The sequence below is a fragment of the Caldicellulosiruptor naganoensis genome (assembly GCF_026914285.1).
GTDB classification, from domain to species: Bacteria; Bacillota; Thermoanaerobacteria; order Caldicellulosiruptorales; family Caldicellulosiruptoraceae; genus Caldicellulosiruptor; species Caldicellulosiruptor naganoensis.
In genome coordinates, this window is record NZ_CP113864.1 from 541368 (window position 1) to 567555 (window position 26188).

Consider the following 26188-nt stretch of genomic DNA (forward strand, 5'->3'; position numbering starts at 1 on the left):
AGAGTGGAAAAGGTATAGAATAGAAGACAGGAATATAAATTTTTGGGGGTGTAAAATGCCAACAGTAAAGGATGTTGCAAAAAGGGCAGGGGTTTCTGTTGCAACAGTCTCAAGAGTTTTGAACAATTCAAATAAAGTCTCAGAAGAGACGCGCCAAAAAGTGCTTAAGGCGATAGAAGAGCTTGGTTTTAAGCCCAACCTTCTTGCAAGAAACTTCAGGAGGGACAAATCAAACTTAATATTGGTTATTTTGCCTACTATTGCTAATGCATATTTTGCGCGTGTTGTAAAAGGAATTGAAGACACAGCAAGAAAATATGGTTATGGAATACTTCTTTGCACAACAGGGAACAGTCCTGAAATTGCTTCAGACTATTTGAAGCTTATTGAAAGAAAACAGGTTGATGGTGCGATAATTGCTTCTGCCAAAATTAGCAAAGATGCTCTTCTTGAAATTGACCCGAAAAAGATTGTTCAAGCTTGTGAGTTTTATCCGTTTTTAGATACCTCATGCGTTCTTATAGACCACAAGAAGGCTTTTTTTGAGATTGTAGATTATCTTATAAAAAAAGGAAAAAAGAATATCCTTTGTGCAATAGGAAATGAAGGGATTCCTTCTGAAGAAGAGAGAAAAGAAGGTTACAGGCAAGCACTTGAGAAAAATGGGATGGAGTTTAAAGAGGAGAATATCATAAGGTGTAGGTATGGATCTACAGAGATTTATGAAAAGTTAAAAACTCTTATTTGTTCAAAAAAATATGACGCAGTTGCGTGCTCCTCTGACCTTATGGCGGTAGGGGCGATAAAAGCAGCAAAGGCAGTAGGGCTTAAAATACCTGACGAGTTTGCAGTGACAGGGTTTGACAATATCATGATTTCAAGACTTTATGAACCAAGTATAACAACAGTTGCTCAGCCGATGTATGAAATTGGAGAAAAGGCTACAGAAATTTTGATAAGTAGTTTGGAAAATAATAGCTTTTCAAAAGAGAGAGTTATTCTTCCTCATGACATAAAAACAAGAGAGTCTGCATAAGGTATTTTTTTGTTTTTAACTCATTGTAATTGATTACATTTTGTTATATAATTTATGTGTAATCATTTACATAAACAAAGGAGAGGATTTTGGAATGGAAAAAATAAAGCTTGGGATAATTGGAAGTGGTTCGATTGTAAAGTACAGACATGCTCCAGAGGCAAAAATGAATCCACATGTTGACCTTGTTGCTATTTGCAGTGATAAGATTGAAAATGCTCAAAAAGTTGCAGAGATGTTTGGAATTGAAAAGATCTACACTGATTATAATGAAATGTTGGCAAAAGAAGAACTTGACGCGGTAGTTGTTGCAACACCTAACTACCTTCATGCAGATGCTACAATAAAAGCCCTATAAGCAGGAGCACACGTTCTCTGCGAGAAACCAATGGCAACAACAATTGACGAATGCCAGAAGATGGTAGAAACAGCAAAGGAAACAGGAAAGTTTTTGATGATAGCATACAATCAGAGATTCAATAAAGCTCATATAAAAGCAAAGCAGATTATTCAAAGTGGTGAGCTTGGCAGAGTTTTGAGTTTTAAAACCACCTTTGGTCATGGTGGACCTGAGAGCTGGAGTTCAGACAAACCTGATACGTGGTTTTTCCACAAAGAAAAAGCTGCGTTTGGCAGCATGGGTGATTTGGGTGTTCACAAGATTGATTTGATGAGGTTTTTACTTGGTGAAGAGTTTGTTGAGGCAGCTGTGTTTGTCACAACACTTGCAAAGAGGTATCCAAACGGAGAGCTAATAGACGTTGATGACAACGCTGTTTGCATTTTAAAAACTCAAAGCGGTGCAATTGGAACTGTGACAGCTTCTTGGACATATCCCGGAAGTGAAGACAATTCAACAGTTATACACTGTGAAAAAGGGTCAATTACTCTGTATGGTGACCCGCAGTTTTCAATGATAATTAAGTATGCAAATGGGCAGAAAGCGTACTTTGAACTTGACACAATGCAGACAAATGAGAAGCAGACAAAGTCAGGTGTTATGGATGAGTTTATAAACTGTATATTAACAAACACCCCACCAAAAATCTCTGGCGAAGAGGGACTCAAGACGATGAAAGTTGTATTTGCATGTTTTGAGTCGGCTAAAACTGGCAAGATTGTTAAGATTGATTATTAGTAGCTTATAAATCCTTTGAATACAAAAGGAGAGTTTTGAAAAATGAAATTTGGATTTTTGACTGCATGCCTTCCAAATGTGAAGTTAGATGATTTGGTTGTATGGGCAAAGAGCATTGGTTTTGAAATGTTAGAGGTTGCATGCTGGCCTGTGAAAAACACAAGAGACTACTCGAGCACAACCTTAGATGTTGTAAGCCTCACAAAAGATGAAGCAGAAAGAATAAAGAAACTTTTTGAGGACAATAATATGCAGATTTCTTCTTTAGCATATTATGACAAAAATCTTCACCCAGACCTTGTCATAAGAAAGTCATACCATGACCATTTAAAGAAGGTAATTGATGCAGCTCATCTTCTTGGTGTCAAGTATGTTGGGACATTTGTTAGAAGAAACTATAACAAGACAATTAAAGAGAACTTTGATGAGTTTGAGATTGTGTTCAAAGAGATTTTAGAGTATGCGAAGTCAAAAAATGTATCTATTATAATAGAAAACTGCCCTATGCCAGGCTGGAACCCAAACGGTGGATGGATGGGTACAATATCATACTCACCTGAGCTTTGGGAAGAGATGTTCTCAAGACTTCCTTACGACAACTTTGGCTTGAACCTTGACCCATCGCACCTTCTTTGGCTTGGGATTGATCCTGTTTCGGTCATAAAAGAGTTCAAAGACAAAATATTCCATGTCCATGCAAAGGATACTCAGATTTTGAAAGACAAGCTCAATAAATATTCCATTTTTGGTAGCCAGATTCAAAGGAAAAATGAATGGGATATGGGATATTGGGTGTACAGAATGCCAGGTCGTGGCGAGATTGATTGGAAAGCATTTTTGAAAGAGCTAAAACAAAACGGCTATAGCTTTGTGGTGAGCATAGAACATGAAGACCCAGAATTTGAGGGGACTGAAGAAAAAGTAAAAGAGGGTCTAAAGCTTGGGTTTGAATATTTAAAGGATGTTATCACTAAAATATAACAACGTATATATTTTAACAACGTATACATTTTTGCGGTTGGCAAAGATTAGTTTTTGCCAACCTTTTTATTTATTATGCTTACTTAAGATATAAATTATAAAAATAGTTGACAGTTAAGAAAAATTAGAGAATAGAATGAAGAAAATAACAAAAAAAATAGTGTCATTGCTGCTTTTGTTATCTTTTTTAACCACTAATGTATTTTTTAATCTCACAGCCTTTGCTCAGCAGGTCAGCACAGTTCCTTCTGATCAGCAGAATTTTCTTCAGATGAGCGAGGAGGAATATAAAATTATAAAAAAAGTCTTGCTCCACAAGTGTCGACAAAATCAATCTCGCGCTTAACTACTTTTTCCACAAACTCAGCTTCTCTGTCAGCGTCAGTTCAGACTGCATCACAGCCTGTTGGAAATGATTTTATAGAGTATTTTTTACGTGGAGAAAATAATAATTTAAGGGGCCGTTTTACAATAGGGGCAAGAAAAGGTGATCCTTCAAATCCAAATGATGATGGTAAAATAATGCTTTATGGGCATCCCGATGCATGGTCAAGCTATACAACAATCAATATTGATGGTTCATACTTTATTTTCAATCCTTCATCCATTTCATACAGTGGAACCACTTCATTGTGCCAGCAAGTAGCAAATGATGTATATATTGTTCAAGAGCTTTCTATTGTCAAAAGTGCCACAACTCAAAGAGAAGATACTGTTCAGATAAAGTATAAAATAAAAAATAGTTCAACAGAAGCTAAAAATATTGGTCTTAGGATAATGCTTGACACAATGCTTGGAAGTAACGATGGAGCACCATTTAGAGTACCAGGGCTTGGAGCAGTTACTAACGAGATTGAACTTTCTGGTGATAATATACCCGAATATTATCAAGCCTTTGATACACTTACAAATCCCACTATAATAACTCAAGGGATATTTTATACAGATAAAGGAAATAGACCAGATAGAGTTCAATTTGCTCACTGGTCAAATTTGTATCGTACTCCATGGAATTACACAGTTAACCCAAATGTGAGGTTTTCTAATGGTACTTCATATGGTGGTGACAGTGCTGTTGCAATATATTGGGAAAATAAAATTCTTCTTCCTAATGAAGAAAAAGAGTTTGTAACATATTATGGTATAGGCGAATTTACACAGGAACTGAGACCACCTTTAGCGGTAAATCTAACATCTGTAAGTGAAATTCAAGCAAATGAAAATGATTATTATCCTAATCCTTTTACTGTAACAGCTTATATAATGAACAATTCAAATGTCCAGGTAAACAATGTAAAAGCAAAGATTGTATTACCTGACGGACTTGATATTGAAGAAGAAGCTGAAAAAACTATTGACAGTTTAAAGCCAGGAGAAGAACGTTTAGTTTCGTGGAAGGTATTCGTTGAACCGTTTCCTGAAGAAACCACGTTGACTTATTCTGTTGCAGTTGTGGCAGATAATGTTGAGGGTAAAGTTTTATCAAGAACAATAAAAATACCTCCTCATCCAGCCGGCGACCAGTTTTTATATCAAACTGGAATTGAGACCATTGAGAATGGCACAAGCTGTTTAGTAGGTGAGCCTGTAAATCCAGCGGTGGGTAATTTTGTAACAAGTTCTGATGATATTTCTATTGAGGGTAGTAACAAGATAGTATTTAGCAGATTTTATAATTCTATTGATTCATACAAGGGTATATTTGGCAATAATTGGAGATGCTCATTTGATTTTAAACTTAAAAAAGTGGGCGAAAAACTAAGAGTATTCTTTAGTGATGGGCATGCAGAAGATTTTGTTTTTAATCAAGATATTGGCAAATATATATCAATTTTTGATAACAAAAAATTTATCACTAAAAACCAGAACGATTATATACTTGAACTCAATGGAGAGGTCAAATTCTATTTTAATTTGGACGGGAAATTAATAGCAATAGAAGATGAAAATAGCAATAAAACAACTCTGGTTTATGAGGATGGTAAACTTGTAAAAATTGAATCTTTGATTGGATATTTAACCTTCCATTACAATACAGATGGATATGTGACAAAAGTTACTGATAACAATGGGCGTTTTGTTGAATATGGCTATGATGGGGACAGGTTAATTTGGTTTGCAGATGTTGAGGGGAACAAATACAGATATGAATATGACGAAAAAGGAAGACTTACAAAAATAATAAATCCGCTTGAAGTTTCAGAAGTAGTAAACGTATATGATGAAAAAGGCAGAGTAATAAGTCAGCAAACAGCAGACGGCAGCTTGCACACATTTGTGTATGATGATGTTGCTCACACTACCACATATATTCAGCCAAATGGAGCTAAAATTGTTTATAAAAAAGATGGCAAATACAGGATATTCGAACAGGAATTTGAAGATGGAAAAGTTCAGTATATCTTTGACGACAACAATCAGATAATTGGTTATATTGACAAGAATAACAACAGTTACAGGTACGAATATGATGAAAAAGGCAACCTAATAAAAGAAATTAATCCTCTTGGCTTTGTTACACAATTTGAATATGACAGTAGAGACAATTTAATAAAAATTAAAAATCCCGATGGAACTGCGATTACTTTTGAGTATGATGATAAAGGCAACGTGATATTAACAAGAGATGAAGTTGAAAGAGAAACCAAGGTAGAATATAACGAAAAGGGTCTTCCTAAAAGGATTATCTATCCAAATGGAGCAATTCAGGAGTTTGAATATGACGAAAAAGGAAACGTAACAAAAGTAAAAGATCCATTGGGAAGTATAACCACTTATGAGTATGACACTTTCAACAGATTAATTGGGATGATTAAGCCCGAGGGTAATAAAACAGCATTTTCGTGGACAAAAGCAGGTTATATCTCCTCAATAAAGTATCCTGACAATACTTCTCAGGAATTTGAATATGATGCTAAAGGCAATGTGACAAAAATAATTGACCAGCTTGGAAGACAAACAATTTACAAGTACAATGAAATTGGCAAGCTAAGTGAGATAACAGATGCGGTTGGTAGGGTGACAAAATTTGAATACGATAATATGTGGAATTTGAAGAAAATAATAAAACCGGATGGCACTTTCATAGAATATTCGTATGATAACTTGAACAGGCTTGTTGCAGTGAAAGATGAAGAGGGATTTATTGTAAAGTATGAATACGACCCTAACGGTAATGTTACCAGAGTAATAAGTGGTAGCGGGAAAGAGACAAAGTATGTTTATGATGCTCTTAACAGAGTTATAGAAGAAATTGACGCGAAAGGCAGAAGTACAAAATTCGAGTATACCTACGATGGCAAGATAAAGAAAATTATCGATGCGCAGGGAAATGTAACCGAATATGAGTACAATCCAGCAGGTGAACTTGTTGCTAAAAAAGATGCACAAGGGAACATTGTAAAATACAGCTATAATGCGCTTGGGCTAATTAGCACTGAAACTGACGAGGTTGGAGCAACAACACGCTATGAATACAATTTAAAAGGAGATTTAGTCAAGATAACCTTTGCAGACGGTTCAACAAACAGATTTGAATATGATAGAAACGGTAATTTGAAGAAATATATTGATGCCAATGGTCAGGTAACAGAGTATTACTATGATAACTGTGACAGATTAGTCATGACAAAAGATGCTCTTGGCAATACGAAGAGATATGAGTATACGCCAACAGGAAAACTGAGCGCAATTATTGATGCAAAGGGTAACAAGACCACATTTATATATGATGCTGTTGATAGACTTGTAGAGGTAATTTCGCCTGATGGTGCGCGGGAAATATTTGTTTATGATTCAAATGATAACGTAATAGAAATTCACAAATTTATGGGAGTAACAAAAGAGACGATAGAAAGAATGAACAAAACAAAGGGTGAAAAGTATTCGGAGCAGTTGAAGGAAATAGTAATAAAGTACAAATACAATAAAAGAGGACAGTTGGTATCAGAGCAAGATGCGTTAGGCAATGTAAAAGTTTATACCTATGATGCAGATGGAAATTTAATTGAAAGTGTTGATAAGAACGGCAACACTACAAAGTATGAATATGATGCAGTGAACAATCTTTCAAAGATAACCTATGCCGATGGGAAAACTGTGGAGTTCAAGTATGATAATTTAGACAGGCTTGTTGAAGTAAATGATTGGTTAGGAAGCAAAAAGTATGAATATGATGTTTTGGGTAGGGTAACAAAAGTAGTTGATTACAAAGGCAGAGCATTTGAGTACAGTTACACCAAAAGAGGAGAAAAAGCTGCAATAAAATATCCTAACGGTCGATTGGTGCAGTACGAATATGACGCTGTTGGCAGGTTAATAAAAGTTACAACTGATGGTAAAGAGACAAAGTACAAGTATGATGCTAAAGGTAATCTAATAGAAAAGATATTGCCAAATGGAGTAAGAAGTGTTTATGAATATGATGCGGTTTCACAGCTGACAAGACTTGCAAATTACGGTTCAAAATCTAAGATACTAAGTGAAATACTGTACAAGTATGATCCAAACGGGAACAAAATTTATGCAGAAAAGAGGATAAACGAAAGAGAGATAGATAAATTAGCAGGAATAACTGAAGGAAAAGTATATTATGAGTATGATACACGCAATCAACTTATAAAAGCAAAAAGAGAAAATGGGTTTGAAGAGAGATATTTTTACGATACACTTGGCAACAGGGTAAGAAAAGAAGAGTATGCGGGAAGGATACTTGCAAATGTAATTGACTATAAATACGACGATGAACAGAGGTTATACGAAATAAAGGCCACAGGACTTATTGACTGCATAAAACTGCCAGAGAACAAAATGGAATATGACAGCGAAGGGAACATAATAAGTATAAAATCTGGCAAGACAGAGATTGTAAGAAATACATTTGATGTTCGGGGAAGGCTTACAAAGGTAAATACAATATGGGGAATAGAAAGTTGATACAAATACGATTCATCAGGCAAGAGAGTAAGTGAAATAGTAGAGCTATCAAAATTTAGCAGAGATGTACTCAGGAAGTATCTGAATGAAGAAAGAGTTAGGAGAATTCAGGAAAGTTGTGAAGAGTTAATAAATAACAAAAGATACAGAGCAGAATATGAGTATGTATATGATGAGACAAGTGAAAATGACGATTTAGTAGCAATTAATACAAATTTTGGAGCAGAAGAAGAGTATATATATGGGAATGGTATAATAGGAGCAGAAGTAAAAGAGAGAGGAAAACCATATAGCTACTATTATCTAACAGACGACTTATTCACTCCTCAGATAATCGTTGATGCGAGAGGCAAAGTAGAAGGATATAAAGCATATAGCGAATTTGGGGAAAAAGTAGTAGAGATAGGGAAAATAAGAGGGTTAGATGTAATAGGATTTACAGGATATAAAGAAGATAAAGAGAGCGGATATTTATATGCCACAGCAAGATATTATTTACCGCAGGTAGGCAGATTTATAAGCAAGGACAGGATATTTGGAGAGATAGCCGAGCTTACAAGTCAGAATCCATATGTATATTGTTTGAACAATCCGCTGATATATGTAGATCCGAGTGGAGAGCTAAGTGTAAGACAGAGCATATTGTTAATCCAAGGATTGGGATTGGGTTTATGGGAAGTTGCAAGGGAACAATTAAAAGCATTAGGAGATATTATCAGTTTTAGGTTTATAGGAGCATTTATTGATATAGCAAAAGCTTTACCGAAATTATTAAACAGTGATGTTATAAAGGAATTATTGAAGAGTTTATATGATAGGTATGTAGAACCTGTTGAATATGTTATAAAGCATACAAGAGAAGTGTTTAGTGGCAGAGCATGTAATGAAGAAGTTAAGGAATATGGAAAGAAGTTAGGAATAGTAGTTGGGACAATAGTAGCAACATAAGCAGATATTATATTAGGCAAGAGAGCGATAGAATTAGGAGCAAAGTTAATACAGAAGTTAGGTAATATAAGTAAGAGAGTAAAAGGTTTAATTTGGAAGGCAGCAGAAGAAGCACCTAAGAAGAGGATTACGCTTGAGGATTTGATAAAAGAATCAAAACGGATTAAGCCTCCCAAAAAAGGCAAAGGTAGTAATTCAAAGGTGCCACAATATGCAAGAGAAGGGGGGTTGAAGGTGCTTTGAGAGATTTTTACAATTTAGGGCCAAGGAATGTAAGAATAAAAGAAACAGGTGATAACATTGTATATATTGGTGAGCTTGAAAATAATATAACAGTAAATGCAAGAGTGAATAGTAAATTTGGTAAACCTACATTGGAAATAATAGGGCCAGTAGAAGAAAATGGTAAAATCGAAAATAAGACGATAGTAAAATTTAGATATTATAAATAAAATAATAGTTAAGATGTAAAATAGTACTATAAAAAATAAAGAAGGTTGATGAAGTTGAATTGGTTAAACATAAGGGTTAATTGTAATGCTGTTAGGTATGAAGATGATGGTCTTTTAATAGAGATAATTCAAGATGAAAGAAAATTTTACGTATGGGTTGGTGGGTGGAATTATTCAGTGCTCTATTGTGCTACAGAAAACAGGAGGAAACTAATGGAGCAGTTAAAAAAAATAGAGCCAATTTATCATAACGAAGGGCTGTATATGTATGTTGCAAAAGATACTGGGTATATTGAATGGATTGTTGAAGATAGTCTAATACTTGAACCAGATTATATTGAACATTATATAATACCAACTAGGAACTATGTGGTAGAATATTTGGATGTATCAGGAATGCTGGTATCACCTTTGTGTTATTGTCAATACCTTTTCCCCACTTTTGATAATATTTTTTCCCCACCTGTTTTCAAAAAAATTTAATTATCATTATCTAACTGATTTGACTCATTCTTGGAATCATCTGTTAAAGCTTTTATAGCACCCTCCCTTTGCTTCATCCTATAACTTTCACCTTTGATAACTACAAAATGACAGTGATGTACAAATCTATCTAAAATTGCCGTTGCTAAGACTGGGTCATAAAATATCCTCGGCCACTCTTCAAATACCTTGTTTGTGGTTATTATTATCGATCCTCTCTCATACCTCTTCGATATTATCTCATAAAAATCATCTACACTGCTTTGATTAAATTTCCTTAAGCCCAGCTCATCTATTATCAACAAATCCACATTAACATAGTTTTTTAGCTTTTGTTGATACGAATTATCCGCTCTTGAAATATACAACTCTTCTAACATCTCATTTGCTGTGGTAAACAAAACTCTATATCCAAGTGCTACAGCTTTAAGTCCTATCGCTATTGCAAGATGTGTTTTTCCTGTCCCTGGCGGTCCTATGAAGGCCACATTCTCTTTCTTGCGGACAAATTCACAGGTCGCCAAATTGTATATAAACCTCTTATTAATTGAAGGCTGATAACTAAAATTGTATTCTTCTAATGTCTTGTGCCATGGAAACCTCGCTTTGCTTATCCTCTTTTGATTACTGTTTATTCTCCTGTTACTCACTTCATCATTTATCAATATCTCAAAAAACTCTCGATAAGAAAAGTTATTCTTAATAGCTTCCTCTACTCTTAAATCAAAACTCTTTATTATCCCAGATAATTTCAAATCTTTTAGTTTTCCCAACAAAAGATCATTCATCTTTGCAATTCTCCCATCTCAAGCAATTTGTTATATTCCTTGATATCCCTGTAAAGCTCTGTTGTACCCTCATTAATGTAACTCTCATCTTCATATACAGGCAAATCGCTTATCCCTTTTTCGCATATGTTCTTGACAACCTTATAACTCAATCCTCTAAAACTTAAAGCTCTTTTACACGCATTGTCCACTGCCTCCGCTCCATATCTTTCTTTCAAGGCTATTATCCCGCTTATGCTTCTGTAATCATACTTTTTAAATCCTTCTTGCTTAATAAATTCCTCAAAAAACTCCAACGCCCAATTACCAATTTCTGCCATTTTATCCCTCTGTCTTGACAATATATCCTCAATTGTTATATTCTTAGACGAGGGATAGTGTTCTTTGTTGGTTACGTATTTGCCCTTCTCATTGTTTTTGACAATTTGATGAAGGGCTATTTCTTTACCTTCAAAGAACACCCTCAAAAAACTGCCCATCTCAACTACCTCTACTTCATATCCTGCATACTCATATGGCACTGAATAATAGTTTCCTTTGTATATGAGATGACAGTTAGTAGTTACTTTATGAATTGAGCTTCTTGATATGTGGTATTCCTCAATAGGAAGAGCTATTAACTTTTCTTTCTCTTCTGAGAGGAAAACTTCTTTGGGAACTTTCTTGGTTGTGCCATGTACTCTCACATTTGCTACATCATCAAGCCAGTTTTTTAAATGCTCCCTCGCCTCATCAATATCCTTAAATTCTTCCCCAGAAAAACAGTTTTGCTTAACATACTTAACTGCCGATTCTACCTTGCCTTTATCAGTCGGTGTGTATACCCTGCATGGCTGAGGTAAAAATCCATAGTGGCTTGCAAAACTTGCATAATCCTTTTGTATTTGCGCTTCATAAAAATCAACATTCAATACACCTGCTTTTAAATTGTCTATCTTCACAACTTCTACTACTCCACCAAAATACTTAAATGCGTTCTTATGACACTGTATAAATGTTTCAACTGTCTGGTCAAATACTATCTCTGCATACATATATCTTGAATAACTTAAAACCATTGTAAATACCCATGCTTTTTTGAATTTCCCATCAACTTTTATCTTACCTATATATCCAAAATCAACTTGAGCTTCTTCTGCAGGTAGCGTTGTTAAAACCATGTACACCTTTGAATTTGCTATCTTTTGTTTTACCTTTTGGACATATCTTCTTACATTCGAGTAGCTTCCTTCAAAACCAAATTCCGCTTGTAGATCTTGATATATTTTCTTTGCTGAAAGTCCTTTGTTAACTTTTGCCTCAATGAATTGCCTGTAATTATCCAATACTGAATTTTTTGATTTTCTCTCAACTTCTCCTTTCTGTTCAATGTCTTGGATTACTTTTCTAACAGTTTTTCTATCCACGTTTAACAACCTTGCTATTTGACTTTTGTTGTATCCCTGTTTGAAAAGAGTGTAGATTGTTGTGTGCATTGCAACCCCCAACATTTTCTTATTATCTTCTCCTTCTGTAGTTTTTCCATACTTTCCATTCTACACTACAGAAGGCTTCTTTTTAAGTAGCAGGTGGGGAATTTTTGATGTCATTTCTGATGATTTTATTTTATCATTAACACTTTGAAAAAGGAAGATATTAAAGTAGATGATAACAAAATAATAAATGGGATAAAGCTTACGAATATGTCATGGGAGTATAAAAAGGAAGAATACAAGGAATATTTTGAAGATAGACTACTTCCAATGTATATGAGTATTACAAACATAGTGTTTAATAAGGGAAAACTCGATATATTACTAGAAAGTCCATTAGGAGAAGATGATGAGAAAAGATATTATTTACAAGAAGAAGTATTAATAACCTTTGAGAGTGGTATTGAGGCAGTGAGATTTGCTTATGAAGGGTACAGAATACTATTGGAGCCAAGTGTTTATGATGCAAAGAAAAAGGAATTTACTGGCAGATACATGTTTAAAGTAGAGAATTCGGAGTTTATCAGGTGGTTAGAAGAGGAAAGAGGGAGGGAGTTTGAGGATGAGGTAAACCATTATTTTATTCTTTCCTCGATGTTAGTAGTGGATGTTATTGCGAAGAGCGAACCAAAGATTAAAAAAATAGGGATAAGGAGAATAACAAAAAAGAGATGAAAATGGGAAAAGAAGGTTAGTGGGGGCTGTTTTGGATGAGATTTAACAGTCCCCATCCTTAGTTTTTTATTGTAAATTGCAGGGAAGGATATATTCTTTGTTGTTAGAAAAGGATTGAATAACTATAAAGTTTAAAAAAAGAAAGAAGGATGAGAAATATGAATTGGTTTTGTGAAGGGTTCAAATGGCAGGTTGTTGAATTTAATGATGGTGCTGAACTTTTGATAAAACTGAGGAATGGGGAAGAAGAATTAAAAATATGGTCGATTTGGGTATATTCAATGCTGTATTGTGCGACACAAAACAGGGAGAGATTGACTCAAATGCTGGGGACAAGAGAAGCTATTAAAGTAGGAGAAAAGCTGAATGTGTATGTGGGTAGGGATACAGGATATGTGAATTGGCTAATTCAAGATAGTCATCCATTTCCGAGCGATATAGAGCATTGGATTTTCCCAACAGAGAATTACGTTATAGAATATTTAGGTTTTTCACCGAATATAGTAACTTCGGAGTTTGAAAAGATGATAGAAGTAGAAGAGGAGAAAGTAATAGAAGGAATAGAGTTTACAAAAATGTCATTAGAATATGAGAAAGAAAGATATAAGAGGTTTAAAATTGGTATATATCCGAAATTGATGAGTATAACAGATATAACATGTAAGGGAGATAGATTAGAGATATTGATGGAGAATGAAATTAAAAATTATAAGAGGAAGAAATGTTACAATGAGAGGGTGTTAGTAACGATTGAGAGTGGCATAGAAGCAGTAAGGATAACAGAGAATAAAAGGAGGTTGCTATTGTGGCTAATATTTTGGAATACAAAAAAGTATGACCCTGAAGATAAGTATTTTTTCAACGTAGAGAATTCAGAGTTTATCAGGTGGTTAGAAGAGGAGAATGGGAAGAAATTTGAGAGAAAAGTAAAACATTATTGTATTTTTTCCTCAACTTTTATTGTAGATGTAATATCTAAAAGCAAACCAAAGATAAAAAGATTGGGTAGAAAAGAAAGAACGATTTAATGAGGAAAAGGAATGAAGGAGATATTTTAATTTGAGAGACATTTATAGATAAAGCAGCACAGAATGTGGGAAAAGCAATAGATGAACTATCGCTAAAGAATTTAGGGTTTTTCAAGGACATAGTAGTTGGTATAATAAAAGGTGTAATAAGACTTAGTGACATAGCAAGTGTATTAGCCGAGGGGTATTTTAAGGAGTATATAGAGCCTATAGAGAGATTAATAAAGCTCAGTTCAGAGGTATTTGGAAGAGAAGCAGTATGTGACAGCAAGGTAATAGAGTATGGAAAATATTTAGGAATAGCCGTTTGCAACATAGTAGAGATAATAAGTGATTTTGCAACAGGTGGCAGCGGAGTATTTGGCAAGGTAGCAGGAAAGTTAGTATCAGTTCTTGGCAAGGCAGGAAAAAGAGTCAGAGTTAAATTAGGGAAGATAGTAAAGAAATATGATGTTTTATGGGATTTGCCACCATATGGTGGGAAATACATTAACGGACGTTATTATACACAACATGCACTTGAAAGAATGGCTCCTGATATTCCTGAGGTAAGAGCTTTTTTAGTGCAAAAATATCACAAAATAGCAACAGAAAAATATGGCTATAAACCGGGAACGGAAAAATACGTTGATTTTATGAAGGACAAAGTTAATCCTAGAGGTATACCGCCAATGGTGGTTGAGAATGCGATAAGGCATGGGAAAAGGCAGCCGGGGGATAAACCTGGAACATGGAAATATACTACTTCTGATGTAACAGTAGTTATAAATGGCAGAGGAGATGTTATAACAGCATATCCAGGGGGGAATAAAGTAGTGTGTATTAATTACGATATTAATGATTTATTTAAATTATTCGGTGAAAAAAAATTTCTAGAAGATGATTATAAAGCAGAAACATTTTATTGGAGTATAAGAGATAAATATGGGATGGGTATATTCTTTTACATGTCAGTTTATGAGGGTAACTGTTCTTTAATGTTGAGTTTTAATGGAAAGGGTATAATTGATTTAGATTTATATAAAGTTAAAGAGGTGAGGCGAAAGAGTGATGAAGAAGGTGAGAAGATGATAATAGAAAGGAAAGGGGATAGGGCAGGAGTAGTAGCATATTTTAAGCCTAATTTTGCGATAGAGATTAACAAAGTGAGAAAGAAGAGTGATGCAAGTATAGGGCAGAAGATAAAGTATAACGTATATGAATTAATAGACCTGTTTGAAAGTGAAGCATATGAAGCTAATGAAGAGGAGCAAAAGTATTGGTGGAGGAAGAGAGATAGAGAAGGGTTTTGTTTAACATTTTACATGTCAGTAAATGAAGGTATATGTGATTTATGTTTAACTTATGAGAATTTTGAGAAGCCGATATTTAATATAGAGATAGACGGAGTGCGAAGATTGAGGGGAGAAAGTAAGAGGAAAGAAGGGGAGTTGGTAATGGAGAGATTGATTATAGAGAGAAGTGAAGGGAAGTCACCGGTAGTGGTATACTTTAGACCTAATTTTAAGATAGAGATTGAAGATATAGATAAACTATAGTTAACAGGATAGGGGAAATAGGCCAACATGTTTGTCAGAAGATTTTTGGGGCTCTGTTAAACAGATTATTTATGAGAGCCCCTGATGTTTTTAATTATGAACCAATAGCAAATTAACAGAAAATAAAGAGAGTGGGTATATATATGCCACAGCAAGATATTATTTACCGCAGGTAGGCAGATTTATAAGCAAGGACAGGATATTTGGAGAGATAGCCGAGCTTACAAGTCAGAATCCATATGTATATTGTTTGAACAATCCGCTGATATATGTAGATCCGAGTGGAGAGCTAAGTGTAAGACAGATATTGTTGTTGACAAAATCGTTTGCCGAATCGTTTGTAAAGAAAGCAGCGCAGAAGATAGCAGAAGCAATAGGTGGATTATCGCTAAAGAATTTAGGGTTTTTCAAGGACATAGTAGTTGGTATAATAAAAGGTGTAATAAGACTTAGTGACATAGCAAGGGTATTAGCCGAGGGGTATTTTAAGGAGTATATAGAGCCTGTAGAGAAGTTAGTAAAACTCAGTTCAGAAGTATTTGGAAGAGGAGTTGTATGTGACAGCAAGGTAATAGAGTATGGAAAATATTTAGGAATAGCCGTTTGCAACATAGTAGAGATAATAAGTGATTTTGCAACAAGTGGCAGCGGAGTATTTGGCAAGGTAGCAGGAAAGTTAGTATCAGTTCTTGGCAAGGCAGGCAAGAGGGTAAGAACATATCTTGGCAGGTTTGCAAAACTTCAAAAGTTAGAACTTGAGATATCAGAGAAGACATTAAAATGGTTGAATGAAGGTGTAGCAGAGTATAAGGTGTACTTTGGTATAGACAAGAAAACAGGAAAACCAGTATATGTAGGTATCACAAAAAGAGACCCTGAGATAAGACTAAATGAACACAACAAGAGTGGAAAAGATTTTGAAACATTAAAAGTTCGAGTGAAAGGTTTGACGAAGAATCAGGCAAGAGCGATAGAGCAGTATTATATAGAACATGGACCAAATGCCCTCAACAGAGCAAACAGTATTTCGCCGAGCTCAGAGTATTACAGTGAAGCACTGAAATGGGCAGAGTATTATCTTAAGAAGAATAAATTAATAGAGTAAAGAGAGGAGAGGTGATTTATAGTGTGGAAATATGATCCGAACAAAGATAAGTACGCCATGAGATGGCAGAAGAGGTACGAATCATTGCCAGAGGATGTGAGGAGAAGACTTGATGAGTGGAATGAAGTGATTAGTCAGTTGGATAGGGAAAACAGGACAGAAGAGTACCAGCTGAGGGTGATAAAAAGGAGCAGGGTAGAGCCAAAAGCTGGTGATGTGTTTGTGTTAAGTCCGAGGGAGGGTTTGTATTTTTACGGTAAGGTAATGGTAGCAAAGATAAAGAATGAGGATGATTCATTTATAAATGGTGCCTATTCAGTGTTTATATTCAAGTGCAAGAGCAGAAAGCCAGATATGAGCGGGTATAAGCCTGATTATAACAATTTGCTGATACCGCCGGCGATAGTACCGAGGTGGTACTGGACGAGCGGAAGGTTTTACAATGTTGGGCATGAAGAGATAACAGAAGAAGAGAAGAGATTGGATTATGGGTTTTATGATGGTATAACAAATGTTTTTTACAAAGAAGATGGGACAATATTGAAAAGAGAGCCGAAGATATGGGGAAGCTATGGAATAAAAACGTATATAGGAATAGCATATCTTGTTCAAAGGGAGCTTGTGATAGACCCGAGTTTGGCAGAGTTTGATGAGTAGCGGGTTATAAGGGGGGCAGTTGGAGCTGCTCCCTTGTTTTTGATTAAAACATTGTTTTTCTTTGAACATTTTAATTTTCACCATTTTAGTATTGCCATGCGCATGAAACATAGTAGAGATAATAAGTGATTTTGCAACAAGTGGCAGCGGAGTATTTGGCAAGGCAGCAGGAAAGTTAATATCAGTTCTTGGCAAAGCAGGAAAAAGAGTCAGAGTTAAATTAGGGAAGATAGTAAAGAAATATGATGTTTTATGGGATTTGCCACCATATGGTGGGAAATACATTAACGGACGTTATTATACACAACATGCACTTGAAAGAATGGCTCCTGATATTCCTGAGGTAAGAGCTTTTTTAGTGCAAAAATATCACAAAATAGCAACAGAAAAATATGGCTATAAACCGGGAACGGAAAAATACGTTGATTTTATGAAGGACAAAGTTAATCCTAGAGGTATACCGCCAATGGTGATTGAGAATGCGATAAGGCATGGGAAAAGGCAGCCGGGGGATAAACCTGGAACATGGAAATATACTACTTCTGATGTAACAGTAGTTATAAATGACAGAGGAGATGTTATAACAGCATATCCAGAGGGGGAATAAAGTAGTGTGTATTAATTACGATATTAATGATTTATTTAAATTATTCGGTGAAAAAAAATTTCTAGAAGATGAATATAAAGCAGAAACATTCCATTGGAGTATAGAAGATAAATATGGGCTAGGTATATTCTTTTACATGTCAGTTTATGAGTGTGAGTGTAGTTTATCATTATATTTTAACGAAACAAAAGGAATAATTGATTTAGATTTATATAAAGTTAAAGAGGTGAGGCGAAAGAGTGATGAAGAAGGTGAGAAGATGATAATAGAAAGGAAAGGGGATAGGGCAGGAGTAGTAGCATATTTTAAGCCTAATTTTGCGATAGAGATTAACAAAGTGAGAAAGAAGAGTGATGCAAGTATAGGGCAGAAGATAAAGTATAACGTATATGAATTAATAGACCTGTTTGAAAGTGAAGCATATGAAGCTAATGAAGAGGAGCAAAAGTATTGGTGGAGGAAGAGAGATAGAGAAGGGTTTTGTTTAACATTTTACATGTCAGTAAATGAAAGTATATGTGATTTATGTTTAACTTATGAGAATTTTGAGAAGCCGATATTTAATATAGAGATAGACGGAGTGCGAAGATTGAGGGGAGAAAGTGAGAGGAAAGAAGGGGAGTTGGTAATGGAGAGATTGATTATAGAGAGAAGTGAAGGGAAGTCACCGGTAGTGGTATACTTTAGACCTAATTTTAAGATAGAGATTGAGGATATAGATAAACTATAGTTAACAGGATAGGGGAAATAGGCCAACATGTTTGTCAGAAGATTTTTGGGGCTCTGTTAAACAGATTATTTATGAGAGCCCCTGATATTTTTAATATGAACCAATAGCAAATTAACAGAAAATAAAGAGAGTGGGTATATATATGCCACAGCAAGATATTATTTACCGCAGGTAGGCAGATTTATAAGCAAGGACAGGATATTTGGAGAGATAGCCGAGCTTACAAGTCAGAATCCATATGTATATTGTTTGAACAATCCGCTGATATATGTAGATCCGAGTGGAGAGCTAAGTGTAAGACAGAGCATATTGTTAATCCAAGGATTGGGATTGGGTTTATGGGAAGTTGCAAGGGAACAATTAAAAGCATTAGGAGATATTATCAGTTTTAGGTTTATAGGAGCATTTATTAATATAGCAAAAGCTTTACCGAAATTATTAAACAGTGATGTTATAAAGGAATTATTGAAGAGTTTATATGATAGGTATGTAGAACCTGTTGAATATGTTATAAAGCATACAAGAGAAGTGTTTAGTGGCAGAGCATGTAATGAAGAAGTTAAGGAATATGGAAAGAAGTTAGGAATAGTAGTTGGGACAATAGTAGCAACAGTAGCAGATATTATATTAGGCAAGAGAGCGATAGAATTAGGAGCAAAGTTAATACAGAAGTTAGGTAATATAAGTAAGAGAGTAAAAGGTTTAATTTGGAAGGCAACAGAAGAAGCACCTAAGAAGAGGATTACGCTTGAGGATTTGATTGAGACCGCTAAATTTGTTGAGAAAAAGAAATCTACCGGATTATGTATTTATGAAAAAGTGGTGGTTTTGAGAATGCTTTAAGAGATTTCTATAATTTGGAGCCGAAGAATGTAAAAATAATTGAAGGAACATACAAAGGAGATATTCAAATAACATATGTAGGAGATTTAGAAGATGGGAAGACAGTAATTGTAAGACTGAAAAGTGATGAGGGAAGACCAACGTTGGAGATACAAAAGTTTAGTGAAATATCAAATAGAAGTAAACCAAAGATAAAAATCAGGTATAATGATAATTAGTTTTTGTTGGTTGTTAAATTAAATGCAATAGTGAATAATTAAAGCCATAGCTTCAAACAGTCTATGATTGTAGTATGGAATGGCAAAACCATACGCAAGGAGGTTTGAAGCTATGGCTTACAATAAACATACTACAAAAAGAATAAGATTTGAACACTCAAGCAGAGTATATAACAATAGCAATGACAAGTTGGAGTTATAATATGATATAAGAAAAATGGCGAAAAAATTAGCTACAAGAGTAAGTGCAATTTTCCTTTGAAGCAAAAATAGGTACAACACCTCGAGGAAAAATAATACTTAAAGTTTATTTAAAAAACACTTTAGTGTAACTAGAAAACAATTTGTTTTAAAAAGCAAGGAGTGGCAGGAAATGTAAACTATCAGACGAAATATGTTTATGAAGATTCAGAGATTATTGGGAAACAAGTTCACCAAGTTAAGTATTTAAACGTACGATATATTGAAATTTAAAAAGCAAAAATAAGAGAAGGTTGATAATAATGAGTTGGATAGATATGGGAGTTAGATGTGAGACAATTAAATTTGAAGGTAGTCAAGGGTTTTTCATAAGGTTGATTAAAGGACAAAAAAAGTTTGAGATATTAGAATCGGGATATCCATATTCAGTTTTGTTTTGTGCAACTGAAAACAGGAAGAGACTTATGGAGATGTTAGAAACGGAGGATCCGGTTGTTTTAGAAGAAGAGTTGTATATGTATATTGGGAGGAATACAGGATATGTAAATTGGTTAATTAGAGATAGTTATCCGGACTCAAATGATAAGGTACATTATATTATACCTACAAAGAATTATGTTATCGAATTTATAAGTAGTCTTGTACCGCCAGATATTATATATCCTTTTTATAAGAAAATGATAGAGATTGACGAAGAAAAAGTGATAGAAGGATTGGAGCTTACAGATATGTCATGGGAGTACGATAAGGAAGATTATATAGAATTTGTTGACGATGAGTTTCTTGAAAAAATGGATATTAGTAAGGGGCTATTTATTGGAGATCTAATATACAAGGAAGGGAAACTTAGAATATTATTAGATCAAGGAATAAGGAAAAATGAGGAAGGTAAATATTATATAGGTGAGCAATTTGTAGTAAAATTTGAGGGTGGTATAGAGGCAGTAAGATTTGCAGATGAAGGCAGAAGATTGTTATTGTGGCTTATATTTTGGGATATAAAGAAGTACAAATTTAAAAATAGATTTTTTTTGAAAGTAGAGAATTCAGAGTTAGTCAGATGGTTAGAAAAGGAAAGAGGTAAGAAGTTTGAAGAAGAGGTAAATCATTATTGCTTTCTTTCTGATATGTTGGTGGTAGATGTGGTATCAAAATGTAAACCTACGATAGAGAAACTAAAAAGAAATAACAGTGAAATCTCAAATAGAGATAATTAGAGATAATTTTAAGTAGACTACCTTAACTGATAATATTAAAGCCTCATCGAATTGATTTATCTTTCTGCTAATAGGCAATAAATATTTTTTAGGAACTGAAAAATGTTGTAGTTGTTTAGTTAGATAGAAATTACAAAGAATACGCTAAAAAATCTGAATGAAATAAATGTGATTATTAAAGTGAAATAACAATACAAAATTAATGCTTGAGATTCGAGTATTTAACTTTTAAAACGAATACAACTAAAACACAAAGAACCAAATGTTAAGTCTATTTACATTGCTATATATAGATGAGGAAATTGAATTATAAGAATGAGAGAAGGTTATGTAGGAATGGAATGGTTGGGTAATGAAGTAAGATTTAGTGCATTTAAATTTGAATATGGTAAAGGAATTTTAATGACATTGATTTATGAGAAAAATAAATTTGAAATATGGACAAGCTTGCCATATTCAATTCTATTTTGTGCAACGCAAAATAGGAAGAGATTAATCGAGATGTTGGAATCAAGAGCCTCTATTAAATGTAAGAAAGGCTTGTCTATGTATGTTGGAAGAAATACAGGATATATAAACTGGTTAATTCAAGAAAGCTATCCATTTCCTGATGGCATAGAGCATTGGATTATACCTACGTCTAATTATGTTGTAGAATATTTGGGATCCTCACTGGATGTGATAGATCCATTGAATAAGAGTATAATAGAGGTTGACATAGAAAAAGTGATAGAAGGATTAGAACTTACAGATATGTCGTGGGAGTATGTCAAAGAAGAGTATAAAGAGTTTATTGATAGTAAATATCTCCAAGAAATAAGTCTTGAAAAAGTAATATACGATGAGGGTGGAGTTAGCATACTATTAAATGGTGAGTTAAGAAAAAATAAACATAGTGAAAATTATAAAGATAAAATTTTAATAACATTTAATGATGGTATAGAAGCGTTAAGGATAACAGAAGCTGGCAGAAGATTGTTATTAGATGTTATGTTTTTGAATACAAAAAAATATGAACCGGAAAGGAAATGTTTTTTTAAAGTAAAGAATTCAGAGTTTATCAGATGGTTAGAAAAGGAAAGAAGAGGGGAATTTAAGGAGAATATTTTTCATTATTGTTTTATTACTAGTAATATGATAGTAGATGCAATATCAAGACATAGCCCTAAGATAGAGAAATTAAGAGAGTATAAGTAACAATAAATTAAAAAAGTCCAAATTAAAAAAGAGTTTTAAATTATTACAAGTAGAAGGTTGTAGAGGAATATGATGTATGGTAATAGTGATATGTTAGAATTGAGAGCAGAAGATAGTAGAAGCAACAGATGGATTATCGCTAAAGAATTCAGGGTTTTTCAAGGACATAGTAGTTGGTATAATAAAAGGTGTAATAAGACTTAGTGACATAACAAGTGTATTAGCCGAGGGGTATTTTAAGGAGTATATAGAGCCTATAGAGAGGTTAATAAAGCTCGGTTCAGAAGTATTTGGAAGAGGAGTTGTATGTGACAGCAAGGTAATAGAGTATGGAAAATATTTAGGAATAGCCGTTTGCAACATAGTAGAGATAATAAGTGATTTTGCAACAGGTGGCAGCGGAGTATTTGGCAAGGTAGCAGGAAAGTTAGTATCAGTTCTTGGCAAGGCAGGCAAGAGGGTAAGAACATATCTTGGCAGGTTTGCAAAGATTGAGAAAAAGCTTTCAACAGCAGAGTATGTTTTCAAATATGGAAAGTCATTTGAAAGTTTTGCAGAGCTAAAGAAATATCTTGGTTTACCTGGAGAAGGTAAAGAGTGACATCATATAGTGGAGCAATGTCAGATAAAGAAATCTGGTTTTGATGCGAGATTGATACACAATACTAAGAATGTAATAGCGATTGATAAAGAGATTCACAGGAAAATAAGTGGGTATTATTCGTCTAAAAAGGAATTTACAAAGGGTAAAACAGTAAGAGAATGGTTAACAGGGCAGAGTTATGAATTTCAATATGAGTTTGGACTTCAAGTACTTAGAGATTTTGGGGTGATAGAATGAAAGATGTTAAAAAATTGATTGAGGAATACAGAAACGCAGCAATATTGCAGAAGGAAGCCTCGAGTGACGGTGATTATAGGACAGCTAATAAACAATATTCGAGGTTAACAAAGATTTACAAAATATTAGAGAAAGATAAAGATTTAAGAGAGAAAGTTTTGAGAGAATTGCTAAAAGATGAGAACATATATGTAAGTAGTTGGGCAGCGGCACACTGTTTGGGGTTAAATATATATGTTGATGAAGCAGTGAAATTGCTTGAAGAGATTGCTAAAAGGAAAGATATTGGCATTTTGAGGCTTGATGCAGAGATGACATTGAAGGTATGGAGAGAGGAAGGGCAATTGAAGTTTTATTGAATTTCAAATTCTTAAGATAGCATAACGCAAACATTAACAAGTTGTTTGTAAATAGATAGATGTCCATATTCAGAAAAAGAATTGTTTTTAAAAAGCAAAAAATGTATTGATTATTGAATAACAGTAAATACAGGTATAGCATATGATGTTCAAAGAGAGCTTGTGATAGACCCGAGTTTGGCAGAGTTTGATGAGTAGCAGGTTATAAGGGGGCAGTTGGAGCTGCTCCCTTATCACTTTTCAATCATGCAATTTGCACTTTTGCGGTGTTTGTGAGGGATGAAACTATTAATAGTGTTTTTGGTAATGGCTATCTCAAAATGCAAAAAATAGATAGCCTTTTTTATTTTGTAACAACTTTTTAACATTTGAGTAGTAGAAGCAGGCACAAAAAAAGGGTAAAATATTATATATGAAAACCTGCAAAAAATCAAAGTAAGGAGCAGGGAAAAATGGTAGGGTATTTGTTACCACATCCACCCGTCTTGATTCCCGAAATTGGGAGAGGCGAGGAGAAAAAGTGCCAAGCAACTTTGGATGCTTTGGAAAAAATAGCAGATGAGATAGCTGAATATAAGCCTGAGGTCATAGTCATAATATCACCCCATGCACCTGTGTTTACGGATGCTTTTTTCTTGAACGACAAGCCAGAAATTGGTGGAAGCCTTGCAAGATGGGGTGTATATGGAATTGAATTTAGGTTTAAAAATAACCTTGAGATAGTTCAAGACATAGCAAAGATGTGCAGCCAGGAAGGGTTGACGGTTGGGTTTGTGTCAGACAAAATTCAAAAAAGATATGGCGTTTCGCGAGATCTTGACCATGGCGCATTAGTTCCGCTTTATTTTATCACCAAAAAGTATAAAGACTTTGAGCTTATACACACTTCTTACTGTATGCTTGATGATATAAAGCTTTATAAATATGGAATGATACTCAGAAGAGCAATCGAAAAACAAGGGAAAAGAGGCTTGATTGTAGCTTCAGGTGACCTTTCGCACAAACTCTCTTACGATGGACCTTACGGGTTTGCAAAGGAAGGACCCGATTTTGATAGACTCTTGGTTGAGCTTTTACAAAGTAGCAACCCACATGCACTTTATGACATAGACCCTGAGCTTTCAGAGAAGGCGGCAGAATGCGGTTTTAGGTCCATAAAGGTTTTGCTTGGATCATTTGAGAGCTATAGTATAGAATCAAAGGTTTATTCATATGAAGGACCTTTTGGCGTTGGATACTGTGTTGCTGCTTTTTACCAGAAAGGGGAAGCAAGTTCTTCTTTGCTTGAGGAGATAGTTCGAAAAAGGGAAGAGAGACTAAAAAAGATAAGAGAGAATGAAGATGAGTATATAAGACTTGCAAGAGAAAGCTTAGAATACTATGTAAAACACCGCAGGTACTTAGACCATATACCAGATTATGTCACAGAACGGATGCTAAGAGAAAGAGCAGGAGTTTTTGTGTCAATTAAAAAGGATGGAAATTTGAGAGGCTGTATAGGTACAATTTTCCCCACACAGGAGAACATCGCAAAAGAGATAATTAGAAACGCTGTTGCAGCAGGGTTTCACGACCCGAGGTTTGAAGAGGTAACAGAAGATGAGCTTGACAGTCTTGTGTATGATGTTGATATTCTAAGCCCACCTGAGAAGGTAAACTCGAAAGACCAACTTGATCCTAAAAAATATGGGGTTATTGTGAGAAAAGGAACAAGGCAAGGGCTTTTGCTTCCTGATTTAGAAGGTGTTGACACAGTTGAAGAGCAGCTTAAGATAGCCTGCAGAAAAGCAGGAATTGACTATGAAAGTGAAGATTTTGAGATAGAAAGGTTTACAGTTGAAAGACACAAGTAAGGGGAAGCATGAGAAATGGTCGAAGCAAGGTATTATGAGAAATTGGAAAATAAAAAGGTAAAGTGTAAGCTCTGTCCGCATGGGTGTGTGATTCTGCCTGGCAATACTGGTTTTTGCAGAGCAAGGAAAAATGTTGATGGCAAGCTCTACTCATTAAACTATGGATATATATCTTCAATTGCGTTCGACCCGATAGAAAAAAAGCCTCTTTATCACTTTTATCCGGGCTCAAGCATACTCTCAATAGGAACATTTGGATGTTCATTTAGATGCTTGCACTGCCAGAATTACGAGATTTCCCAGCTTACTCCAAATGTGTTTGAAGTTGATACAGAGCGTTTAATTGAGCTTGCAAAGAAAGATAAAGACTGTATCGGCATTGCATTTACTTACAATGAACCGACAATTTGGTTTGAATATGTTTTAGATGTTGCAAAGAAGTTTAAAGAAGAGGGGTTTAAGACAGTCCTTGTCACAAATGGGTATTTGAACAAAGAACCACTTTTGGAACTTCTTGAGGTCATTGATGCTGCAAATATCGATTTGAAGGCTTTTAGTGACGAGTTTTACAAGAAGGTGTGCAGTGGTGATTTGGAAAGTGTCAAGAGGTTTATTGAAATCTGTAGCAAAAAGATTCACATTGAGATAACAACACTTATAATTCCAACCCTAAACGACTCTGAAGATGAGATAGAAAACCTTGCAAAATGGCTTTCGTCAATTGACGATAGAATTCCTTTGCACCTTACAAGGTATTTCCCGAGATATAAGATGAATCTGCCGCCAACTCCAAAAGAAACTTTGTTTAAGCTAAGAGAAATTGCAAAGAGATATTTGATGTATGTATATTTAGGAAATATCTAAAAAAGCAGTGGGGGAATTTGAT

General features: G+C 34.6%; 24 protein-coding genes and 4 pseudogenes. 25 read left to right on the forward strand and 3 right to left on the reverse strand.

What is annotated here, in order from left to right:
* Positions 1 to 55: 55 nt before the first annotated feature.
* From OTJ99_RS02475 to OTJ99_RS02515, 8 genes and pseudogenes are all read left to right on the forward strand, one after another.
* Positions 56 to 1036 carry a LacI family DNA-binding transcriptional regulator gene (locus OTJ99_RS02475; RefSeq protein WP_045165593.1) on the forward strand — a complete coding sequence of 327 codons (981 nt, stop codon included), beginning with the start codon at positions 56 to 58 and terminating at the stop codon, positions 1034 to 1036.
* A gap of 94 nt (positions 1037 to 1130) precedes the next feature.
* A pseudogene (locus OTJ99_RS02485) lies at positions 1131 to 2174 on the forward strand (Gfo/Idh/MocA family protein).
* Between the two features lie 42 nt (positions 2175 to 2216).
* A complete protein-coding gene (locus OTJ99_RS02490; RefSeq protein ID WP_045165370.1) occupies positions 2217 to 3155 on the forward strand; it encodes a sugar phosphate isomerase/epimerase family protein in 939 nt (312 codons plus the stop codon).
* Positions 3156 to 3473: 318 nt separating this feature from the next.
* A complete protein-coding gene (locus OTJ99_RS02495; protein ID WP_235374659.1) occupies positions 3474 to 8090 on the forward strand; it encodes a DUF6531 domain-containing protein in 4617 nt (1538 codons plus the stop codon).
* A gap of 429 nt (positions 8091 to 8519) precedes the next feature.
* Positions 8520 to 8648, forward strand: a pseudogene (locus OTJ99_RS02500) (RHS repeat-associated core domain-containing protein); the annotation flags it as partial.
* A gap of 24 nt (positions 8649 to 8672) precedes the next feature.
* On the forward strand, positions 8673 to 9038 hold the full coding sequence (locus OTJ99_RS02505; RefSeq protein WP_235374658.1) for a hypothetical protein: 366 nt from the start codon (positions 8673 to 8675) through the stop codon (positions 9036 to 9038).
* Between the two features lie 239 nt (positions 9039 to 9277).
* Entirely contained in the window at positions 9278 to 9490 is a 213-nt protein-coding gene (locus tag OTJ99_RS02510; RefSeq protein ID WP_045165369.1) for a hypothetical protein, read from the forward strand.
* 54 nt (positions 9491 to 9544) lie between these two features.
* Positions 9545 to 9973 carry a hypothetical protein gene (locus tag OTJ99_RS02515; protein WP_052671482.1) on the forward strand — a complete coding sequence of 143 codons (429 nt, stop codon included), beginning with the start codon at positions 9545 to 9547 and terminating at the stop codon, positions 9971 to 9973.
* Here the strand turns inward: OTJ99_RS02515 and istB are convergent.
* Together istB and istA are read right to left on the reverse strand one after the other, a co-directional pair.
* Entirely contained in the window at positions 9970 to 10761 is a 792-nt protein-coding gene (gene istB / locus OTJ99_RS02520) for an IS21-like element ISCsa9 family helper ATPase IstB (RefSeq protein WP_045164761.1), read from the reverse strand. The genes OTJ99_RS02515 and istB overlap by 4 nt on opposite strands.
* Positions 10758 to 12236, reverse strand: a complete 1479-nt coding sequence (gene istA / locus OTJ99_RS02525; protein ID WP_083943534.1) for an IS21 family transposase — start codon at positions 12234 to 12236, stop codon at positions 10758 to 10760. The genes istB and istA overlap by 4 nt, the downstream gene beginning before the upstream one ends.
* A gap of 144 nt (positions 12237 to 12380) precedes the next feature.
* Here istA and OTJ99_RS02530 point away from each other — a divergent pair, with 144 nt between their 5' ends.
* The 13 genes and pseudogenes from OTJ99_RS02530 (at position 12381) to OTJ99_RS02580 (ending at position 22249) form a co-directional block, all read left to right on the forward strand.
* Entirely contained in the window at positions 12381 to 12908 is a 528-nt protein-coding gene (locus OTJ99_RS02530; protein WP_052671481.1) for a hypothetical protein, read from the forward strand.
* A 158-nt stretch (positions 12909 to 13066) separates the two neighbouring features.
* Entirely contained in the window at positions 13067 to 13936 is an 870-nt protein-coding gene (locus OTJ99_RS02535) for a hypothetical protein (protein ID WP_045165368.1), read from the forward strand.
* A gap of 65 nt (positions 13937 to 14001) precedes the next feature.
* Positions 14002 to 15474, forward strand: coding sequence for a hypothetical protein (locus OTJ99_RS02540; RefSeq protein ID WP_235374657.1), 1473 nt, complete (start codon positions 14002 to 14004; stop codon positions 15472 to 15474).
* A 139-nt stretch (positions 15475 to 15613) separates the two neighbouring features.
* Positions 15614 to 15700 (forward strand): annotated as a pseudogene (locus tag OTJ99_RS12985) (hypothetical protein); the annotation flags it as partial.
* Between the two features lie 24 nt (positions 15701 to 15724).
* Positions 15725 to 16579, forward strand: a complete 855-nt coding sequence (locus tag OTJ99_RS02545; protein WP_083943524.1) for a GIY-YIG nuclease family protein — start codon at positions 15725 to 15727, stop codon at positions 16577 to 16579.
* A gap of 21 nt (positions 16580 to 16600) precedes the next feature.
* Positions 16601 to 17236: an immunity 26/phosphotriesterase HocA family protein gene (locus tag OTJ99_RS02550; RefSeq protein WP_052671480.1), complete on the forward strand. Its 636-nt coding sequence runs from the start codon at positions 16601 to 16603 to the stop codon at positions 17234 to 17236.
* A gap of 259 nt (positions 17237 to 17495) precedes the next feature.
* On the forward strand, positions 17496 to 17843 hold the full coding sequence (locus OTJ99_RS02555; RefSeq protein WP_083943523.1) for a hypothetical protein: 348 nt from the start codon (positions 17496 to 17498) through the stop codon (positions 17841 to 17843).
* Positions 17844 to 17847: 4 nt separating this feature from the next.
* Positions 17848 to 18573, forward strand: coding sequence for a hypothetical protein (locus OTJ99_RS02560; RefSeq protein WP_045165366.1), 726 nt, complete (start codon positions 17848 to 17850; stop codon positions 18571 to 18573).
* Between the two features lie 138 nt (positions 18574 to 18711).
* Positions 18712 to 18798: pseudogene (locus OTJ99_RS12990) on the forward strand (hypothetical protein); the annotation flags it as partial.
* Between the two features lie 105 nt (positions 18799 to 18903).
* The gene (locus tag OTJ99_RS02565; RefSeq protein WP_045165365.1) at positions 18904 to 19416 is read left to right on the forward strand and encodes a hypothetical protein; all 513 of its coding nucleotides are present in this window, start codon (positions 18904 to 18906) and stop codon (positions 19414 to 19416) included.
* 14 nt (positions 19417 to 19430) lie between these two features.
* The gene (locus OTJ99_RS02570; protein ID WP_045165364.1) at positions 19431 to 19634 is read left to right on the forward strand and encodes a hypothetical protein; all 204 of its coding nucleotides are present in this window, start codon (positions 19431 to 19433) and stop codon (positions 19632 to 19634) included.
* Positions 19635 to 20137: 503 nt separating this feature from the next.
* Positions 20138 to 21052, forward strand: coding sequence for a hypothetical protein (locus OTJ99_RS02575; protein ID WP_045165363.1), 915 nt, complete (start codon positions 20138 to 20140; stop codon positions 21050 to 21052).
* 315 nt (positions 21053 to 21367) lie between these two features.
* Positions 21368 to 22249, forward strand: coding sequence for a hypothetical protein (locus OTJ99_RS02580; RefSeq protein WP_052671479.1), 882 nt, complete (start codon positions 21368 to 21370; stop codon positions 22247 to 22249).
* Between the two features lie 93 nt (positions 22250 to 22342).
* On the opposite strand, the gene OTJ99_RS02585 is transcribed toward OTJ99_RS02580, so the two are convergent.
* Positions 22343 to 22777, reverse strand: a complete 435-nt coding sequence (locus OTJ99_RS02585) for a hypothetical protein (RefSeq protein WP_157841350.1) — start codon at positions 22775 to 22777, stop codon at positions 22343 to 22345.
* 82 nt (positions 22778 to 22859) lie between these two features.
* Here OTJ99_RS02585 and OTJ99_RS02590 point away from each other — a divergent pair, with 82 nt between their 5' ends.
* The 4 genes from OTJ99_RS02590 (at position 22860) to amrS (ending at position 26166) form a co-directional block, all read left to right on the forward strand.
* Positions 22860 to 23090, forward strand: coding sequence for a hypothetical protein (locus OTJ99_RS02590; protein WP_045165362.1), 231 nt, complete (start codon positions 22860 to 22862; stop codon positions 23088 to 23090).
* Positions 23087 to 23449: a HEAT repeat domain-containing protein gene (locus OTJ99_RS02595; RefSeq protein ID WP_045165361.1), complete on the forward strand. Its 363-nt coding sequence runs from the start codon at positions 23087 to 23089 to the stop codon at positions 23447 to 23449. Before OTJ99_RS02590 ends, OTJ99_RS02595 begins: the two co-directional genes overlap by 4 nt.
* A 452-nt stretch (positions 23450 to 23901) precedes the next feature.
* Complete coding sequence (amrA, locus tag OTJ99_RS02600) at positions 23902 to 25302, forward strand: AmmeMemoRadiSam system protein A (RefSeq protein WP_045165360.1); 1401 nt, start codon at positions 23902 to 23904, stop codon at positions 25300 to 25302.
* Positions 25303 to 25317: 15 nt separating this feature from the next.
* Entirely contained in the window at positions 25318 to 26166 is an 849-nt protein-coding gene (gene amrS, locus OTJ99_RS02605; RefSeq protein ID WP_045165359.1) for an AmmeMemoRadiSam system radical SAM enzyme, read from the forward strand.
* The last annotated feature ends 22 nt before the right edge of the window (positions 26167 to 26188 follow it).

What these genes read in the sequence shown, in the direction of transcription:
- OTJ99_RS02475 (WP_045165593.1), top strand. Translation starts at nt 56, where the DNA reads ATGCCAACAGTAAAGGATGTTGCAAAAAGGGCAGGGGTTTCTGTTGCA.
- OTJ99_RS02490 (WP_045165370.1), top strand. Translation starts at nt 2,217, where the DNA reads ATGAAATTTGGATTTTTGACTGCATGCCTTCCAAATGTGAAGTTAGAT.
- istB (WP_045164761.1), bottom strand. Translation starts at nt 10,761, where the DNA reads ATGAATGATCTTTTGTTGGGAAAACTAAAAGATTTGAAATTATCTGGG.
- istA (WP_083943534.1), bottom strand. Translation starts at nt 12,236, where the DNA reads ATGCACACAACAATCTACACTCTTTTCAAACAGGGATACAACAAAAGT.
- OTJ99_RS02535 (WP_045165368.1), top strand. Translation starts at nt 13,067, where the DNA reads ATGAATTGGTTTTGTGAAGGGTTCAAATGGCAGGTTGTTGAATTTAAT.
- OTJ99_RS02575 (WP_045165363.1), top strand. Translation starts at nt 20,138, where the DNA reads ATGAGTTGGATAGATATGGGAGTTAGATGTGAGACAATTAAATTTGAA.
- OTJ99_RS02580 (WP_052671479.1), top strand. Translation starts at nt 21,368, where the DNA reads ATGAGAGAAGGTTATGTAGGAATGGAATGGTTGGGTAATGAAGTAAGA.
- OTJ99_RS02595 (WP_045165361.1), top strand. Translation starts at nt 23,087, where the DNA reads ATGAAAGATGTTAAAAAATTGATTGAGGAATACAGAAACGCAGCAATA.
- amrA (WP_045165360.1), top strand. Translation starts at nt 23,902, where the DNA reads ATGGTAGGGTATTTGTTACCACATCCACCCGTCTTGATTCCCGAAATT.
- amrS (WP_045165359.1), top strand. Translation starts at nt 25,318, where the DNA reads ATGGTCGAAGCAAGGTATTATGAGAAATTGGAAAATAAAAAGGTAAAG.